We start from the raw sequence: 15,738 nt of genomic DNA on the forward strand, positions 1-15,738 counted from the left end.
TGCGGCATGCCGCCCGCCCGGAAGGGGCGGGCCTAAGGTTAGATACATTATCACTATGAAATTTATTCAGGAATTGACGGCCGGCCAACGGCATCGCAAAATTTTAGGGCTTATCCGGAACAACTGGATGAAGCTGGGGATCTCCATGGTCTGCATGGCCTTGATCTCGGGCTCCACCGCGGCCCTGGCCTTTCTGATCAAGAATATCCTGGACGATATCTTCATCGCCCAGAACGGCGTCATGCTCAAGGTGGTGACCTTTGTGGTGCTGGGGGTCTCCCTGGTGCGCGGGGTGGCGGTTCTTGCCAAAGAGTACTTCATGAACAACGTGGGCCAGAGTATCATCACCACCCTCAGGAACGAACTCTACGGCACCATCCAGGACCTGTCCCTCTCCTTTTTTCAAAAGGAGCGGACCGGGGTCCTCATGAGCCGTATCACCAACGACGTCACCCTTATTCAGTCCATGGTCTCCACCTCGGTGACGGCAGCCATTGAGCATGTGTTTACCATCATCGGCCTCACCGGGGTGATCATCTATCGGGACTGGAAGCTGGCCCTGGTGGCCCTGGTGGTGGTTCCCGTGGCCTTTTACCCCATCGTGAAGCTGGGCCGACGAGTCCGCAAGGTGAGCACTGGAACCCAGCAGTCGGTGGGGGAACTCAACACCTTTCTCCATGAGACCTTTGCCGGAGCCAAGATCATCAAGGCCTTCGGACGGGAAGAGTACGAGAAACAGCGGTTTTACAAAAAGTCCTGGGACCTGTTCCGCTTTGAGATGAAAAAGGTGAAGGCCAAGGCACTCTCATCGCCGGTGACGGACGTCTGCGGCGGCCTCGGCATTGCGGCCGTGGTCTGGTACGGCGGCCACGGGGTCATCAACGGAACCTCCACCACCGGGACCTTCCTCTCCTTTCTGACGGCTGTGATGCTTTTGTATGAACCCTTGAAAAAACTCAGTAAGCTCAACAACACGGTCCAGGAAGGGCTGGCGGCACTGGACAGGGTGTTCGAGATCATCGAAATGGACCCGGAGATAACCGATTCCCCCGGGGCGGTGGAACTCTCACCGGGGTCCCATCGCGTGGCCTTTGAGAACGTCTCCTTTTCCTATGGGGAAGATCCGGTGCTCAAAGGTGTCGATCTTTGCGCCGAGCCAGGCGAGGTCATCGCCCTTGTGGGCATGAGCGGGGGGGGGAAATCCACCTTCATCAACCTGATCCCGCGGTTTTATGATGTGACCGGGGGCCGGATTGCCATCGACGGCACCGATATCAGGAAAGTGACCCTGGCTTCCCTGCGTAGCAGGATCGCCATGGTTACCCAGGATGCCATCCTGTTTAACGAGTCCATTCGGGATAATATCGCCTACGGCAACAGCGACGCCACCTGGGAGGACATTGTGGCGGCGTCCAAGGCAGCCTATGCCTATCGGTTTATCATGGCGCTGCCGGACGGGTTTGATACCCGTATCGGAGAGCTCGGGAGCCGTCTTTCCGGAGGGGAGAAGCAGCGTCTCTGCATTGCACGGGCCCTGCTTAAGGATGCCCCCATCCTGCTGCTTGATGAAGCCACCAGCGCCCTGGACACCGAGGCGGAGAAGGTGGTGCAGGATGCCCTGGAAAACCTCATGAAGGGGCGGACGACCTTTGTCATTGCCCACCGCCTCTCCACCATCCAGCACGCCGACCGGATCCTGGTGGTCTCCAAGGGAGAGATTGTGGAGGAGGGAAGGCACGACGACCTCCTTGCCAGGGACGGGGAGTACGCGAGGCTGCACACCATGCAGTTTTCGAGACGGCGGGCCGGCGAAAAAACATGATGTGAGCTGCTTAAGGGCTGCGGGCCGTAAACAGGCCCCCGGCCTTTAGAAAACCTGTTGCACCAAACGAAAAAAGGCGACCCTTTGCGGGGTCGCCTTTTTTTGTATGCTTATATCAGCGGTCAGGGCTACGCGTCACCGTTGATTTTGTCGCGGAGTTTACCGGAACACTTGAAGGTCACCACCTTGCGGTCACGCAAGATCATTTCGTCGCCGGTGGCAGGGTTGCGTCCTTTTCGCTCACCCTTGGTTTTGATGCAGAATTTGCCGAAACGGGAGATGAGCACATCCTCGCCGACGGCCAGGGTGTCCTTCATGATGACCAGCAGGTTTTCGATGATATCTACGGACCGCTGTTTTGAAAATCCCATTTCGCTTACGCGCATCACAATGTCGTTTTTTGTAAGTGTCATACCAACATACTCCTGAAATTTTTGCTGCTTTGAATGCCCCTGTACCGGGCATTGATAATACATATGGTGAGTTTAAGGCATAGCTTTCCCCTAATCGGGGTAGGTGCCGTGCCTGAAAATATAGTCAAAATAATAATCGTCGTATCCCTGGTCGCCGGAAGCGGCTGTTCTGGCCTCTTCCTTGGCTTTGAGGGAGCGTTTCCACAGGTCCCGTGCGTATTCGAAAAGAACGGTCTTCAAGAGCTCCGGGTTGGGCGTGATTTCACAGTTGTCCACCACAAACTCTCGGGTCCCGTCGATGAGGACCCGCGTGCTTCGGGCAAACTCGGTGTCATCCATCTCCCCGGCTTCATGCATGGCATAAAAGTCGGAGATAACCTTTTTGGCCGTTCCTTCAATGGCGTCGATACAATTCATGGCTCAGCTGACGATATCCTTGGTCTGTGTGGTTGGTTCGGACGCCGGCGGGGTGAGTTCCTCGCAAACACATACGGTACACCAGCATAGAGTGTTGCAAAACAGGCAGACCACGACATCCTGTGTGCCGGTTCCGCCGGGGTGGTGTTTTACGATTCCCCGTGGTCGGTGTCCTTACACAAAGTTTTTTTAGATATACGGATATGTTATCCTTGTCAAGCATTGAGTGCAAAAGATCGCTTTGCCCCGGGAAAACGGAGACCATAACGTTCAGCTTCCCTGTGAAACCTGTCATGCACAATGCGGTTCCCTGCAGGGGTCACGATAATCCCGATTTCCCATACCCACGTGTGGTTATATCGTTTGAGGGTTGCCTGTCAAGGGGTTTGTCCGCCGTCAGGGCTTTTGGGACGGTCGGGGACAAAAAATCAAAGGCACCCTCCTCGGCATGGTTTCCATTTCCGGGGCGGGACCCTTCCTTGGCAATTGATTTCCGGCTCTAAAATTCATATGCTCGACGGGAACATCCGGCACGGGGGCTTGGCCCTTCGGCAAGCGCCGGTACCTGGAAGGTTCGAGGGTGTAAGGTCCATGCCCGAAATGAAACAGACACACACCAGAGAGCGCCATTGACGTTATATGCATGTCCTATCGGTGGATCCGGATCGTCGCTCAAACGGCCAACACAGCGGATGTATGAGTGTTTTTTTTGCCGAGTCCCAAGGATAACCATTTAAGGAGCAGGGAGAGATTATGGGTGCAGAGGCTCTTGGCCAGGTCACGGTTGATGTGGTCCGGCAACTTCGGAATGAAGGGGTGACACATCAGGTACTTTTGATGCGGCACTCGGCGCGTCATTACAGCAACGACCCCCGCCTGGAGCCGTTTATGGGCCTGACGGACGAGGGCAAGCGTGCGGCCCTGGCTTTTGGGTGCGGCCTCGGCGCTGAGCTGCCCGTGACCCCGTGTTCCAGTTACATCGGCAGGTGTATCGAGACCGCATACCTCCTGCAGCGCGGCAGCGGGTGCCGGGCGGATCATTTCAACACCCTTGAAGAGGCCCTTTCTCCTTTTTATGTGAAAGACTTTGAACAAACCGTGGGCCTGATTCTCAAACACGACCTCACCGGGTTTATAAGGCGCTGGATCGACGGGGCATTTTCTCCTGAGGTGATGGCCCCGGCAGACCATGCCGCCTCCGTCATGCTGAAGTTTGCCGAAGGGCACCTTGCAGGGGAAACCCCGGGGCTCACCGTTGCGGTGACCCACGACTGGAACCTTTTTGCCGTCAAGGAGTTTGCCTTGAAGCTGTCCCACGAAACCTGGGGCAAGGTGGGGTACCTCGAAGGGGTGTTGCTTTATCGTAAGGAGGGACGCCTCATGGCGGTCAACCATCAGAGTCAGCCCATGGCCGTGGACGAGGCCCTGCTGGCCTCCGGGGAGGCGACCGCTGTCCATGGATGAGGCAAAGCCGCGAAAGCAGAGGGAGAAGCTCCGGCGCCACCTCACCTGGCGTGTGGCCCGGGCCATCCGGGAGTACCGCATGGTGGGGGAGGGGGACCGCGTCATGCTCTGCCTCTCCGGGGGCAAGGACTCCCTGACCCTGGTGGATCTCATGGTCTCTTACCGGAGGCAGTGCAAAGAGCGCTTTGAGATGGGGGTGGTGTTTCTTGATCACGGGTTCCCCGGGTTTCCGGAAGCGCTTCTGCACCGGCATATGGCCTTTGTGGATCTGCCCTTCGAGGTGATTCGCCAGGATATCTGGAAGACCCTGAAGGAGAAGTGCCCGGACGGAAAGAACATGTGTGCGCTCTGCGCCCGGCTGAGGCGGGGCGCCCTTTATGCCCATGCGGCGGCCAACGGGTTCTCCCACCTTGCCCTGGGCCACCACATGGATGACATGGTGGAGACCCTTTTGCTCAATCTTTTTTACGGCGGCATGATGAAGGGGATGCCCCCGAAGCTTGTCACCCGGAAAGGGGACCTTACCGTGGTGCGGCCCATGGCCTTTGTGGCCGAGGGGGATGTCCTTCGGTACCTTCGCCTTGCCGGGTACGACACAGCGCCCAGGGATCTCTGCGGTGCCGGAGAGAACGAGAAACGGCGCGAGGTCAAAGAGATCCTTGCAGGGTGGCGCAAGCACCACCCCGGTCGGGTGGAAAAGATTTTCCATGGCATGGGCAACGTGGTCCCGTCCCATCTTGCCGATACCTCGCTTTTTGACTTTTAAGCCGGACCGGTCCGGGGTAAGGTAAGCTTTTAATAGACGCATCTCAAACGATGAGGAGCCAATGGCCCATGATGTCCACACATTCGTCTGAACATACCGGGACCCTTTCCATGGTGATGTCCTGCCCCACGGATACAGGTTGTTTTGTTCCGGTCGAAGCAAGGGATTGCCCGAGAAAAAAGGGAGGATGCACCGGAAAATCCGGGGCACCTGCCCGCAAAAAGGGACTCGCCACCGAAGCGGTGGACCATTCCGGTGGCGGGGTGGTTATCGTCTGCGCCACCTGCGGGTTTCCCATCACCCGGGACAACGACCGCATGGAGGTGGGGGGCTCCCATACCCATGGGTTTGCCAATCCCCACGGCCTCTACTACGAGATCGGGTGCTTTGTCGCGGCTCCGGGCTGCGCGTTTTCTTCGGACTCTTCCGCCGAATTTTCCTGGTTTGCCGGGTACCGATGGCGCCTTGCCGGGTGCCGGGGATGCGGGACCCACATGGGCTGGCTCTTTGAATCCAAGACCGGCTCCTTCGTCGGCCTGATCCTTGCCGCCCTTACCCGGGAAGAGGAGGGCAAGGGGGAGAGGTGAAAAAGATGATAGGGGATTCAGGTCATAGGTAATAGGGCATAAGTGATTAGGGATGCGGAAGGGGAACATACAACGAACCGGGAACCGTGTGTGAAATGGTGACAAAGGTCAGGACAATATATAAGGCAGAGACGGCCGTGGTGTGTAAGCGGCCTCTTTTTATGGGGAAGGTTACGGCGGGGTTTCCGTCGCCGGCCGACGATTACGTGGAAGGGTCCATTGATCTCAACGCCCTTTTGATCAAGCACCCCGCAGCCACCTTTTTTGTCCGGGTGACCGGAGATTCCATGATCGGAGCAGGCATTCTGCCGGACGACATCCTGGTTGTGGACCGCTCTTTAGAGCCTGCCGATCGGAAGGTGATCATTGCCGTGGTAAACGGTGACCTTACGGTGAAACGGTTCCGGCGGCGCGGGGACAGGGTCTTTCTGGAGGCGGAAAACGACGCCTATGCGCCCATGGAGATGAAGGCCGGGATCAATTTTCAGGTGTGGGGCGTGGTGACCAGCGTGGTTCATTTGATGTAGAGCGGGAAGGTCATGGGCGATGGGTTATAGATCGAGGCGTTGCTACTGAGCGTATGGCTCCGGCGGCTGATCTTTTGGACCGTTTACCAAACAGCTCTGAAAAAATCTTTTTGAATGAACCCCCTTATAAGGCGGATGTGATTTTCCCTGAGGAACGAAGGGGAAAGCGCATTCGCAACCTGCTTTCGAGGTGGCACACCTCGCCGCCGGAGGCATTGCTTTTGTTTTTTTCTGAGCCCTCTTGGCCCTGTGATTCATCAGACTTTAACCATAGAAAGCAGTTTTCTATGTGCAGTTACTCTTTTTTTAAGCAACGCAACCGGAGGCAGTTTTTTGATACAGCGTATTGTTTTTTGTGATTTCGACGGCACCATCACGGAGCAGGACGGGTTTGTGAGTGTGTGCAGGACCTTTGCCCCCGAGGCAGTGGAAACCTGGCTTCCCGGGGTCATGGACGGCAGCATCACCCTTCGGGAGGGGCTCACCAAGATCCTGGAGACCATCCCCTCGTCCCAGTACCCGGCCATGCTGGATCACTGCGAGACCGTGCCCATGCGGCCCGGCCTGGAAGAGCTCATCGACTGGCTGGCGGAACGGGAGGTGCCCTTTGTGGTGATCTCCGGCGGGCTCAAAGGGTTGGTATTTCGAAAACTGGGTGATCTGGCCGAAAAGGTGGCGGCGGTCTACGCCCCGGACGTGGAGACCGACGGGTCCTTTTTAAAGGTGGTCAGCGAGTACCCGGGGGAGACAGAGCTCCTGGCCAAGGCCGATGTGATGGCCGCCTATGCCTACGGGGAAGCTGTTGCCATCGGCGACGGCATCACCGATTACAACATGGCCAAAACAGCGGATCGGGTCTTTGCCCGACGGCAACTTGCCGAGCATATGGACGCCCATGCCCTGCCGTTTCACCCCTGGACGGATTTTCATGCCATCCGGCAGACCCTGGCGTCGGTCTGGTGAAACGTCTGAAAAAATAAGCCTCCGGCGGCGAGGTGAGCCACCTCGAAAGCTGATAGCCCCTGCGCTATTCCCTTCGTTCCTCAGGAAAAAGCGCAGGGGCGTTCGTCGCGGGCTGCACCCGCCACCAATAATGACAAGGGCATCTCCTGCAAGGACGGGCGCCGGATTTCACCCTCCATGCGAATGCCCCGAAAGCGTCCGCACAACCAAGACCTCCATGCATTCGCCATAGGGTTTCAAGGTGCCCCCACCTTGCCGCCGGAGGCAGCCAGGTTAAAGACACCTCCGGCGGCCCTGCCGGGGGCCAAACTTTTGAAAAGTTTGACAAACAGGTTTTGCTCAATTTAACAGAAACCTTCGCGGAAGCCCTCACCCTGAGGAACGAAGGGGGAGGGCTTTCGCAACCTGGGGTTCAGGGGATCATCCCCTGGCCGCCGGAGGCAGGTTTTCCCTGCCCACTTTAACCATAGAAGGCTGCTTTTTCTTTTTTTGAGATGGACCCCATGTCACGTTTTGCCCTTGTGGACTGCAATAATTTTTATGTCTCCTGTGAGCGGATGTTCAACCCGTCCCTGGAGGGGCGACCCGTGGTGGTGCTCTCCAACAACGACGGGTGCGCCGTGGCCCGATCCAACGAGGCCAAGGCTCTGGGCATCGGTATGGGGGCCCCTGTCTTCACCCTGGCCGAGACCTTACGCCGTCACAATGTGGCCTGTTTTTCGTCCAATTATGCCCTGTACGGGGACATGTCCCGGCGGGTGATCCTCACCCTGGGGGAGCTGGTTCCCGACCTTGAGGTTTACTCCATCGACGAATCGTTTCTGGACCTGTCCTCTTTTCGAGAGAAGGATGTCCCGGGGTTGTGCGGGACCATTGTGACGACGGTGAAGCGGAACACCGGCATTCCGGTGTCCGTGGGGGTGGGGCCCACCAAGACCCTTTCCAAGGTGGCGGCGGGCATGGCCAAGAAGCACCCTTGTCTGGGCGGGGTCTGTGATGTGACCGATGAGAGGTGGCGTGAGCGTGCCCTTGCTGCTACGCCGGTGGGCAAGGTGTGGGGCGTGGGGCGGCGGTTTGAAAAATTTTTGAAGATGCGGGGCATTGATACGGCCCTGGACCTGGCCCGCGCCGATCGGGTCATGGTCAAAAAACGCATGGGGATCAACGGCACCCGCCTGCTGGACGAACTTTCCGGCATCAGCTGCTACCCCCTGGAGACGAACCCGCCCGCCCAAAAAGGGGTGGGGGTCTCCCGCACCTTTGCCGCGGGCATTGACGATCGAAGGGCCCTTTGCGAGGCCCTCTCCACCTATGCGGAGCGGGCCGCTGAGAAGCTGCGCACAGAAGAACTCCGGGCAGGGCTCATGGAGGTGTCTGCCATGAGCAACCGCTTTCAGCGGGACACCTTTTATTACAACACCGCCGTCGTGCGGTTTCCCGCCCCCACCTCCGACGCGTCGGAGATGATCAAGGGGGCCCTTTCGGCCTTTGACGGGATCTACAGGGAGAACGTCCCTTTTAAAAAGCTGGGCATCCACCTGCGGGAGCTGAGTCCGGAGAGCGAACAGCAGCTCCTGCTCTTTGACGCCGTGGACCGGGATCGGTCCGCCTCCCTCATGAAGGCCCTGGACGCCGTGAACACCGCCATGGGCAAGCGTACCCTGGGCTACGCCTCGTCCGGCCTTTCCGAGCCCAAGGCCTGGCGCACCCGCTTCAATCACAAGTCCCCGTCCTACACCACCTGCTGGGACGACATTCTCCGGGTCTTCTGAAATCCGGGTTAGTTGAAGTACTTTGTATAGATCGCCTGGTATTCCTGGCTTTTTTTGTACGCCTCCAGCGCGTCGGAGAACTGGTGCACAAAGGCTTCATCCACCTTGGCTTTGTTGAAGATGATGTAGTAAGGCTTCTGGGTGATGGGCTTGGGCAGGCGAACGATTTTGTCTTCTATGCCCAGCTGCTTTGCAAGCACCGCCACGTTTCCGACTTCTCCGGGGAAATAATCAAACCTGCCTTTGACCAGTTTTTTCAGGTTCAGCTCATCTGTTTTTGCCTCGGTATAGTTTTTATTTGCCTTGAGGAACTCCCAGAATTCGGTGGTGTAGGAGTAGCCGCTGCTGACCCCTATCTTATGGCCCTTGAGATCGGAAAAGTCCGTGAACGTCAGTTTTCCCTGGTCCTCTTTCCGGATAAAGAAACAGTACTCGGACTTGAGAAGGTCAATTCCCGGGTAGTGGCATGTTTTTTCCCTTTTTGCCTTGCGGCTCGCAGGAAACAACGCGTCTGATTTTCCTTCAAGGACATTTCTTTCCGCCCTTTTCCACGGGTAGGGCTTGATCTCAAAGGGGACGTCCATGGTTTTGAGGACATGGGTAACAACCTCAGGGGCAAAGCCTTTCAGCTCTTTGGTCTCTTTGTCCACCCACTCATAAGGGGGCCAGTCGTTATCGGAGGCGATATTCAGTACCTGTGTCTGGGCATGTGCCGATATGCCGAAACAGAGAATGCAGAAAGCGGATAAAATGGCAGCCGTTGCACGTTTCATAGGTGATCCCTCGTTGATGTCTGTTGGTTATGTTTGCAGCGCTTTACACGTTGAATTTACCGACCATGCCATGGAGGTGTTCCGACAGTGTTGACAGCTCTCCGGCGCTGGTGTTCACCAGGGCGATGCTGGCTGAAATCTCTTCTGAGGCCCTGTTCACGGACGCCATCTCTTTGGCGATGTCTCCTGAGACGAGTGAGCTCTCGTTCACGTTTTTATTGACTTCCTGGATGCCCGAGGCGGTTTGGGAAATATGCTCCGAGATCTCTTTGGTGGTCATGGCTTGTGAGTCGATCCCATGGGCAATGGATTCCACGGTATCGTTCACCTCGCCGATGACCCCGTTTATCCTGGATATCTCCACAACCGTGTCCGTTGTGGATGCCTGGATCTGACCGATGTGTTCCCGTATGTCCCGGGTGGCGGAGGCGGTTTGGGCCGCCAGCTCCTTGATCTCGCCGGCAACCACGGCAAATCCTTTGCCGGCCTCTCCGGCCCTTGCAGCCTCAATGGTCGCATTGAGTGCCAGCAGGTTGGTCTGGTCCGAGATATCGTTGATGATATCAATGACCGCGTTGATTCTCTGGGCTGCATCGCCCAGGTGTTCCACCTTTTCAGATGCGTCGCCCATGAGGGATACGGCTTCGCGGGTGGTGTTGCCTGCGTTGCCTGTGTTTCTGGAGACATCAAGGAGGGCCCGGTTCATGGATTCTGTGGAGGTCGCCACGGTCTCCACGCTTGTTGCGGTCTGCTCCATTGCCGCCGCAACGGTGGACATGTTGGAACTCATCTCTTCGGATGCGGCGCTTACCGTGTTTGAATTGGCAAGGAGGGCATCGGCGTTTCCTTTCATTTTTTCCGACAGGCGGGACAGGCCCAGTGACGATGTCTTCACCTTTTCAGCGCTCGTTACCATGTTTTTGACGATGGCCTGGAGCTTTTCGATAAACAGATCAAACCAGTGACCCAACTCCCCGAGTTCATCCTCGCTCCTGATGTCCAGCCGTACCGTAAGGTCCCCTTCACCCGTTGCGATCTCCTTTAAATTGTGGATGACGTTGTTCAGGGGTTTGATGACGACACGGGTAAGGCAGATGCTGATGGTGGCTGTCAGCACAAGAATAATGGCCATGACGGCAAGTATCTGCTTGAAGACAAAGGCATGGATGCGTTCGTCTGTTGTTGTGCGAAATTGATCGACTTTTGCCAGGGCCTGCTCACGGCTCCTGGTGAGTTTTGAAAGGAGGCGGGTATCTGTGTAGTAGACGGTCACGTTTCCGATGACGGTGTCTTCGAAAACAACATCGGCCTGAAGCGACAGGCTTTTGCTTAAATCCAGAGCGTCCGGGAGGGTAAGGGCAGAGGCCACAGCAGGCGATTTCCATGCGGCGGCAAAGGGTTCATTGTCTTCGTCCATGACCTGCACGGCCTCTATATCGGAAAATCCCATAAAGGCTTCAAGGGCTTTGCTGCACCCGTCGTTGTTAATATCGTTGATGAACGGTCCTGCGATTCCGCCGAGGATACCGGTGATGACCCCGGAGCTGTCCTGGAGGGCTTTTTTCTGCCGGTCCCCCTGACTTTTGGTTGTCTCTTGAATTTCAACCACATATTTTGAAAGGACAAACTCCACCATGCCGGATTGAAACCGGATGATCGCAAAACATGCCAGCGCAAGGACAGAAAAAACAATGGCGCCGCTGTAAATGGAAGTTTTTGCGACAATACCCTTTCTATTCAGCCTGAATTTGTTCACGTGGTCTCTCCGCATTACATCGTCATTAAAAAACGTATCGCATACCGGTGCTGTTCGCCAGGCACTCAAGCGATTCAGGCCGGGAGGTGGGCTTTGGGGTCGTGGTAGGTGACTCTGTCGTGCTGCGTCATTTATAATAATCGGCAGCCAGGAGTGAAACGTTTAGTAAAAAATCAGGCATACGTCCCGACAAATCCGGGATTTACCCTGTGCGCTGAATAATTCTCCCTTACGTTTCGTCAGCAATGGGAGTCGTTTTTCAATGGCCCTGATCACTCGGACGGAACCCTGTTGCTGTGGTCCAACCCTTTGGTTGGCAGGCCTGCTTTTTTTGGATACACTGGGGGCGCATCCGCAACCAGCATTCATTGTTTTCTGACCTTTTTTCTCACCCTTCGTGAAATATCCGGGCTATGTGGCCTGGCCATCCTTGCCGCCGTAGGTAGCCAGGTTAAAGATGCCTCCGGCGGCCCTGCCGGTGGCTAAACTTTTGCCTGATTTATAAAACCGGGTTTAACAAGCAGGTCTTGAAAAATGATTAGTGAGTCACTTTTGCTTTTGAGGCGGACGTGATTTTCCCTGAGGAACGAAGGGGAAATCGCATTTGCAACAAGCTTTCAAGGTGGCACACCTTGCCGCCGGAGGCATCTTTTTGGTTTTTTCTGAGCCCTCTGTGACTCTGTGACTCACCGGGCTTTAGCCATAAAATTCTGTTTTTATGTTTAATGGAGTCCGGCACTGAATAGTGACATCCCTTTTAACCCATGCACAAAGATGAGGTCCGCCCATGCGTATCGACAACGAAGTGAAACTCGGGTTCAAAGATGTGCTGATCCGCCCCAAACGATCCACCCTGAAAAGCAGGTCCCAGGTGGAGATGAACCGAACCTATGTGTTCAGGCACAGCCAGACCACCTGGTCCGGTGTGCCGATTATCGCCGCGAATATGGACACGGTGGGCACCCTTGCCATGGCAGAGGCCCTGGCGCGGCACGGCGCCGTGACGGCCCTTCACAAGTACTACTCGCCGGAGGAGCTCAAGCGGTTCCTGGCGCGTCAGGACGACTCGATCTACGACCACATCATGGTGAGCACAGGCACAATGGACGCGGATCTTGAGCGGCTGAAGCAGATTGTCCATGCACTGCCGCTTTTAAAGTTTATCTGCATCGACGTGGCCAACGGGTACACGGAAAATTTTGTGGCGGTGGTCCAGAGGGTCCGGGACCTCTTTCCGGACAAGGTGATCATCGCCGGGAACGTGGTGACAGGGGAGATGGTGGAAGAGCTGGTTCTCTCCGGGGCCGATGTTGTCAAGGTGGGCATCGGGCCGGGGTCCGTCTGCACCACCCGGGTGAAAACCGGGGTGGGGTACCCGCAGCTCTCGGCTATCATCGAGTGTGCGGACGCGGCCCATGGCCTCAAGGGGCTCATCGTGGCCGACGGCGGCTGCACCTGCGCAGGGGACATCGCCAAAGCCTTCGGGGCCGGTACCGATTTCACCATGCTGGGTGGAATGCTTGCAGGCCATGACGAATCCGGCGGGGAGATCCTCGATGAAAACGGGGAAAAGGTGGTGGCCTTTTACGGCATGAGCTCCCGGGCCGCCATGGAGAAGCACAGCGGTGGGGTGGCCGATTACAGGGCCTCGGAAGGAAAAGCCGTGACCGTGCCCTACAGGGGGCCCGTGGAAGACACCCTGCTGGACATCCTGGGCGGGCTTCGGTCCACCTGCACCTATGTGGGGGCGGCAAAACTTAAAGAACTCTCCAAGCGCACCACCTTTATCCGGGTTATGGAGCAGCACAACCGCGCCTTTGGTGACGAGTAAGATGTTTGCGCCAGCGCGGGCGGTTGCCGCTTTTTGAAAATTCGGCTATCGTCAGCCTGTCATGGCCTGTTGTTCCCTTCGGCGTGACCTTCGTCACAGCGGGACCCTGGGACGCCATGGTATGCATGGGAACGTTTGAACTGCCTGCCGGTGCTTTGGTTGGAGGTCCGTTTCGGATATCCTGTCGGCGGGTATTGTCTTGTTTTTGGAGGGTTGGCTGTATGCCGATACGATGGATTGCGGTATCTCTTTTTCTTTTGTGTGCGGGGTGCGCCCCGGTGGTGGTGGGAACCGGGGCAACGGGCGTCTACAAAAGCGCCTCGGACGAACGCACCTTTGGCAACCAGGTGGACGATGTCACCCTTACTGCCCGGGTAAAGGCTGCTCTTGCCGAGTGCAGAGAAGTTCCAACCTTCTCCGTGGATGTGGACACCATCGAAGGGGTGGTGACCCTTACCGGTATGGTGGACAACGATGGGGTGGTGCGCAATGTGGAGGCTGTGGTCCGCAAGGTCTCCGGGGTCCGTGGCGTCAACAACCTGCTCCAGGTGGGGCCCACCAGCATCGGGCAGGCCTTTGACGATAAGGTGGTGGGTATCAAGGTGAAGTCGGAGCTCATCGGGTCCCCGGACGTGGATGCCCTGCACATCGATGTGGACGTGAACAACGGGGTGGTGGTCCTGACCGGCGTGCTGGAGACCGCTGCCATGCGTGATGAGGCCGTTCGCCTGGCCGACCGCCTCGTCGGAGTCAAGCGCGTGGTGAACAACCTTGTGGTGAAATAAAAAAATCCGGGTAACGGATTGCTATTTATGTATTGCCTCCGGCGGGTCGCTTCTTTGAAAAAAGCTTCGCAAGAAATTTTCCTAATGCACGAAAAAGGCGACATGATTTCGGCGGAGCCTGGAGAGGCTCGCTTAAGACCTGTTTGTCAAACTTTTTAAACGTTTGGCCCCCGGCAGGACCGTCGGAGGCTTTTTTTATACGCTTTGACCACAGAAGGCCTTTTCGTTCCTGTTCGTTGATTGACAGTTTCCTTTTGCGGTGTGGATCTTGAAGGAAACTGCCTGTTTTTATAGTGATCCCCTTGTGTTCTGTCCCCTTCTTTGCTACCTCCTTTTTATTCTCGGATCTTACATCTGAACATCCATCATGACGATGGTCCAGGGCCTCGGATCGGATTTCGAGGCTCCTAGCCCTTTGCCCGTTGTGACGCATATTGCGTCTGATGGGGTGCGTGGGCTTTGGCTTATGGGGTGAGCAGGGGATGGGGCAGGATGCTGGAGAGACTCGACACGTTTGATTCACGGTTTGTGGCGCCGCGCCATATCGATGTGTGGCTGCCGCCGGGGTATGAAAAGGGGGGAGGAGCCAGGTATCCCGTGATCTACCTTCAGGACGGGCAGTACAACTGCCTGCCTGCGAGCAACCTCATGGGGTGGGGCTTGTGCGATACGGCCAGGGGACTCATTGAAGCCGGGGTGATCCCGCCGGTGATCCTGGCCAATATCTGGAACTCCCCGGACCGATGGCGGGAGTACGTCCCCAAAAAGCCCGTGGAGCGGTTTGTCTCCGAAACAGAGCGAGAGTCTATCCGGCAAAGGGGCAAGTGCCCCACCTCGGACCGCTACCTGAAATTTCTCACCGATGAGCTGATTCCCCACATGGAATCGGCCTATCCCCTGATCACCCGGCCCGAAGCTCGGTTTGCCATGGGCTCCAGCCTCGGGGGAATCATCTCCCTGTATGCGGTCTGCGAGCACCCGGACCTGTTTTACGGGGCAGGGTGCCTTTCATCCCACTGGCCCCTCTACGAGGGCTCCACCCTTCCTTACATGGCAGAGTCCTTGCCGGATCCCGACCGTCACCGTTTCTACTTTGATATCAGCACCGAAGCGTTGGATGCCAGGTACATCCCGTATCATCGTCGCGTGAGGGATATTCTGGCCCAAAAAGGGTACCGGGAAGGTGAGACCTGCATGAACAGGGTCTGGAAAGGCCACGACCACTCCGCCACCTCCTGGGGCAAACGGGTTCATGTGCCCCTGACCTTTCTTCTTACAGGGGGCTCGCCATAAACAGGGTCTGCTCGGAGTCGTCGTTGCCCGACAGGGCTGAGAACCCCATGGAACGGTAGAGATTGTAGGCCCTGGTGTTGTTTTCGTAGACCTCCAGGGTGACCTTGCAACAGCCCCTTTTTTTTGCCTCATCACGGACGGCAGTGAGGAGATCTTTGCCCACCCCCTGCCTGCGGAACCGGCTGCTGACCCCGATGTCGTGGATGTTGAAGGAGGGCATGGCCCGGAAGGTGGAAAAGCTTTCGATGGTGACGGCAAAGCCCGCGGGTTGCTTCTCTTCATAGGCGAGGAAGACCACCACGTCGGAGCGCTTTCGGATCTCTTCCACAAGGTTTGTGGGGATCGGAACATCGCTCGGGATTCCGGCGGTCCCTAAGCTGCGGGTGTATTCGGTAAAGAGGGTGAGAAAATCCGTTGCCTCCCTGGATTCGTCGAGGCGGGTTACCATCACGTCTGACATTGTTTCAACTCCCTGTGTGGTCTGGGCGCAGAGGGACCGGGCGGTGCGACAGGACCCCTTGGCCTGGTTGGATAATTGGGATGAGATATGCCACAGAGGAAGGGAAATC

At 56.8% G+C, this 15,738-nt stretch carries 15 protein-coding genes; 10 read left to right on the forward strand and 5 right to left on the reverse strand.

Features of this window, described 5'->3' with window-relative positions; translation table 11 throughout:
- The first annotated feature begins 55 nt into the window (after window positions 1-55).
- Window positions 56-1,822, forward strand: a complete 1,767-nt coding sequence (locus tag BLQ12_RS10150; RefSeq protein WP_092210538.1) for an ABC transporter ATP-binding protein — start codon at window positions 56-58, stop codon at window positions 1,820-1,822.
- Between the two features lie 128 nt (window positions 1,823-1,950).
- Here the strand turns inward: BLQ12_RS10150 and BLQ12_RS10155 are convergent, their stop codons facing one another.
- Window positions 1,951-2,235 (reverse strand): integration host factor subunit alpha, encoded by a 285-nt coding sequence (locus tag BLQ12_RS10155; protein WP_092210539.1) that lies wholly within the window; start codon window positions 2,233-2,235, stop codon window positions 1,951-1,953.
- A 90-nt stretch (window positions 2,236-2,325) separates the two neighbouring features.
- On the reverse strand, window positions 2,326-2,652 hold the full coding sequence (locus tag BLQ12_RS10160; protein WP_092210540.1) for a hypothetical protein: 327 nt from the start codon (window positions 2,650-2,652) through the stop codon (window positions 2,326-2,328).
- Between the two features lie 753 nt (window positions 2,653-3,405).
- Here BLQ12_RS10160 and BLQ12_RS10165 point away from each other — a divergent pair.
- The 6 genes from BLQ12_RS10165 (at window position 3,406) to BLQ12_RS10190 (ending at window position 8,731) form a co-directional block, all read left to right on the forward strand.
- The gene (locus BLQ12_RS10165; RefSeq protein ID WP_092210541.1) at window positions 3,406-4,116 is read left to right on the forward strand and encodes a histidine phosphatase family protein; all 711 of its coding nucleotides are present in this window, start codon (window positions 3,406-3,408) and stop codon (window positions 4,114-4,116) included.
- Window positions 4,109-4,882 carry a tRNA 2-thiocytidine(32) synthetase TtcA gene (gene ttcA / locus BLQ12_RS10170; RefSeq protein ID WP_092210542.1) on the forward strand — a complete coding sequence of 258 codons (774 nt, stop codon included), beginning with the start codon at window positions 4,109-4,111 and terminating at the stop codon, window positions 4,880-4,882. The genes BLQ12_RS10165 and ttcA overlap by 8 nt, the downstream gene beginning before the upstream one ends.
- Before the next feature lie 68 nt (window positions 4,883-4,950).
- Window positions 4,951-5,469 (forward strand): cereblon family protein, encoded by a 519-nt coding sequence (locus BLQ12_RS10175; protein WP_092210543.1) that lies wholly within the window; start codon window positions 4,951-4,953, stop codon window positions 5,467-5,469.
- Between the two features lie 161 nt (window positions 5,470-5,630).
- Window positions 5,631-5,996, forward strand: coding sequence for a LexA family protein (locus BLQ12_RS10180; RefSeq protein WP_226859971.1), 366 nt, complete (start codon window positions 5,631-5,633; stop codon window positions 5,994-5,996).
- A gap of 333 nt (window positions 5,997-6,329) precedes the next feature.
- Window positions 6,330-6,959, forward strand: coding sequence for an HAD-IB family phosphatase (locus BLQ12_RS10185; RefSeq protein ID WP_217640283.1), 630 nt, complete (start codon window positions 6,330-6,332; stop codon window positions 6,957-6,959).
- A gap of 503 nt (window positions 6,960-7,462) precedes the next feature.
- A complete protein-coding gene (locus tag BLQ12_RS10190; protein ID WP_175469631.1) occupies window positions 7,463-8,731 on the forward strand; it encodes a Y-family DNA polymerase in 1,269 nt (422 codons plus the stop codon).
- An 8-nt stretch (window positions 8,732-8,739) separates the two neighbouring features.
- On the opposite strand, the gene BLQ12_RS10195 is transcribed toward BLQ12_RS10190, so the two are convergent.
- Together BLQ12_RS10195 and BLQ12_RS10200 are read right to left on the reverse strand one after the other, a co-directional pair.
- Window positions 8,740-9,504 (reverse strand): substrate-binding periplasmic protein, encoded by a 765-nt coding sequence (locus BLQ12_RS10195; RefSeq protein WP_092210546.1) that lies wholly within the window; start codon window positions 9,502-9,504, stop codon window positions 8,740-8,742.
- 43 nt (window positions 9,505-9,547) lie between these two features.
- The gene (locus BLQ12_RS10200) at window positions 9,548-11,260 is read right to left on the reverse strand and encodes a methyl-accepting chemotaxis protein (protein ID WP_175469632.1); all 1,713 of its coding nucleotides are present in this window, start codon (window positions 11,258-11,260) and stop codon (window positions 9,548-9,550) included.
- Between the two features lie 787 nt (window positions 11,261-12,047).
- Here BLQ12_RS10200 and BLQ12_RS10205 point away from each other — a divergent pair.
- The 3 genes from BLQ12_RS10205 to BLQ12_RS10215 all read left to right on the forward strand — a co-directional run bounded on the left by BLQ12_RS10205 (window position 12,048) and on the right by BLQ12_RS10215 (window position 15,169).
- Window positions 12,048-13,091 (forward strand): GMP reductase, encoded by a 1,044-nt coding sequence (locus BLQ12_RS10205; RefSeq protein WP_092210548.1) that lies wholly within the window; start codon window positions 12,048-12,050, stop codon window positions 13,089-13,091.
- 221 nt (window positions 13,092-13,312) lie between these two features.
- Window positions 13,313-13,876 (forward strand): BON domain-containing protein, encoded by a 564-nt coding sequence (locus BLQ12_RS10210; protein ID WP_152004262.1) that lies wholly within the window; start codon window positions 13,313-13,315, stop codon window positions 13,874-13,876.
- A gap of 492 nt (window positions 13,877-14,368) precedes the next feature.
- On the forward strand, window positions 14,369-15,169 hold the full coding sequence (locus BLQ12_RS10215; protein WP_092210550.1) for an alpha/beta hydrolase: 801 nt from the start codon (window positions 14,369-14,371) through the stop codon (window positions 15,167-15,169).
- Here the strand turns inward: BLQ12_RS10215 and BLQ12_RS10220 are convergent.
- The gene (locus BLQ12_RS10220) at window positions 15,150-15,629 is read right to left on the reverse strand and encodes a GNAT family N-acetyltransferase (RefSeq protein ID WP_092210551.1); all 480 of its coding nucleotides are present in this window, start codon (window positions 15,627-15,629) and stop codon (window positions 15,150-15,152) included. The two genes, BLQ12_RS10215 and BLQ12_RS10220, sit on opposite strands and share 20 nt — an antisense overlap.
- Between the last annotated feature and the right edge of the window lie 109 nt (window positions 15,630-15,738).

The organism is Desulfoluna spongiiphila (assembly GCF_900101345.1).
GTDB lineage: Bacteria > Desulfobacterota > Desulfobacteria > Desulfobacterales > Desulfolunaceae > Desulfoluna > Desulfoluna spongiiphila.

What these genes read in the sequence shown, in the direction of transcription:
- BLQ12_RS10150 (WP_092210538.1), top strand. Translation starts at nt 56, where the DNA reads ATGAAATTTATTCAGGAATTGACGGCCGGCCAACGGCATCGCAAAATT.
- BLQ12_RS10155 (WP_092210539.1), bottom strand. Translation starts at nt 2,235, where the DNA reads ATGACACTTACAAAAAACGACATTGTGATGCGCGTAAGCGAAATGGGA.
- BLQ12_RS10160 (WP_092210540.1), bottom strand. Translation starts at nt 2,652, where the DNA reads ATGAATTGTATCGACGCCATTGAAGGAACGGCCAAAAAGGTTATCTCC.
- BLQ12_RS10165 (WP_092210541.1), top strand. Translation starts at nt 3,406, where the DNA reads ATGGGTGCAGAGGCTCTTGGCCAGGTCACGGTTGATGTGGTCCGGCAA.
- ttcA (WP_092210542.1), top strand. Translation starts at nt 4,109, where the DNA reads ATGGATGAGGCAAAGCCGCGAAAGCAGAGGGAGAAGCTCCGGCGCCAC.
- BLQ12_RS10175 (WP_092210543.1), top strand. Translation starts at nt 4,951, where the DNA reads ATGATGTCCACACATTCGTCTGAACATACCGGGACCCTTTCCATGGTG.
- BLQ12_RS10180 (WP_226859971.1), top strand. Translation starts at nt 5,631, where the DNA reads ATGGGGAAGGTTACGGCGGGGTTTCCGTCGCCGGCCGACGATTACGTG.
- BLQ12_RS10190 (WP_175469631.1), top strand. Translation starts at nt 7,463, where the DNA reads ATGTCACGTTTTGCCCTTGTGGACTGCAATAATTTTTATGTCTCCTGT.
- BLQ12_RS10195 (WP_092210546.1), bottom strand. Translation starts at nt 9,504, where the DNA reads ATGAAACGTGCAACGGCTGCCATTTTATCCGCTTTCTGCATTCTCTGT.
- BLQ12_RS10205 (WP_092210548.1), top strand. Translation starts at nt 12,048, where the DNA reads ATGCGTATCGACAACGAAGTGAAACTCGGGTTCAAAGATGTGCTGATC.
- BLQ12_RS10210 (WP_152004262.1), top strand. Translation starts at nt 13,313, where the DNA reads ATGCCGATACGATGGATTGCGGTATCTCTTTTTCTTTTGTGTGCGGGG.
- BLQ12_RS10215 (WP_092210550.1), top strand. Translation starts at nt 14,369, where the DNA reads ATGCTGGAGAGACTCGACACGTTTGATTCACGGTTTGTGGCGCCGCGC.
- BLQ12_RS10220 (WP_092210551.1), bottom strand. Translation starts at nt 15,629, where the DNA reads ATGTCAGACGTGATGGTAACCCGCCTCGACGAATCCAGGGAGGCAACG.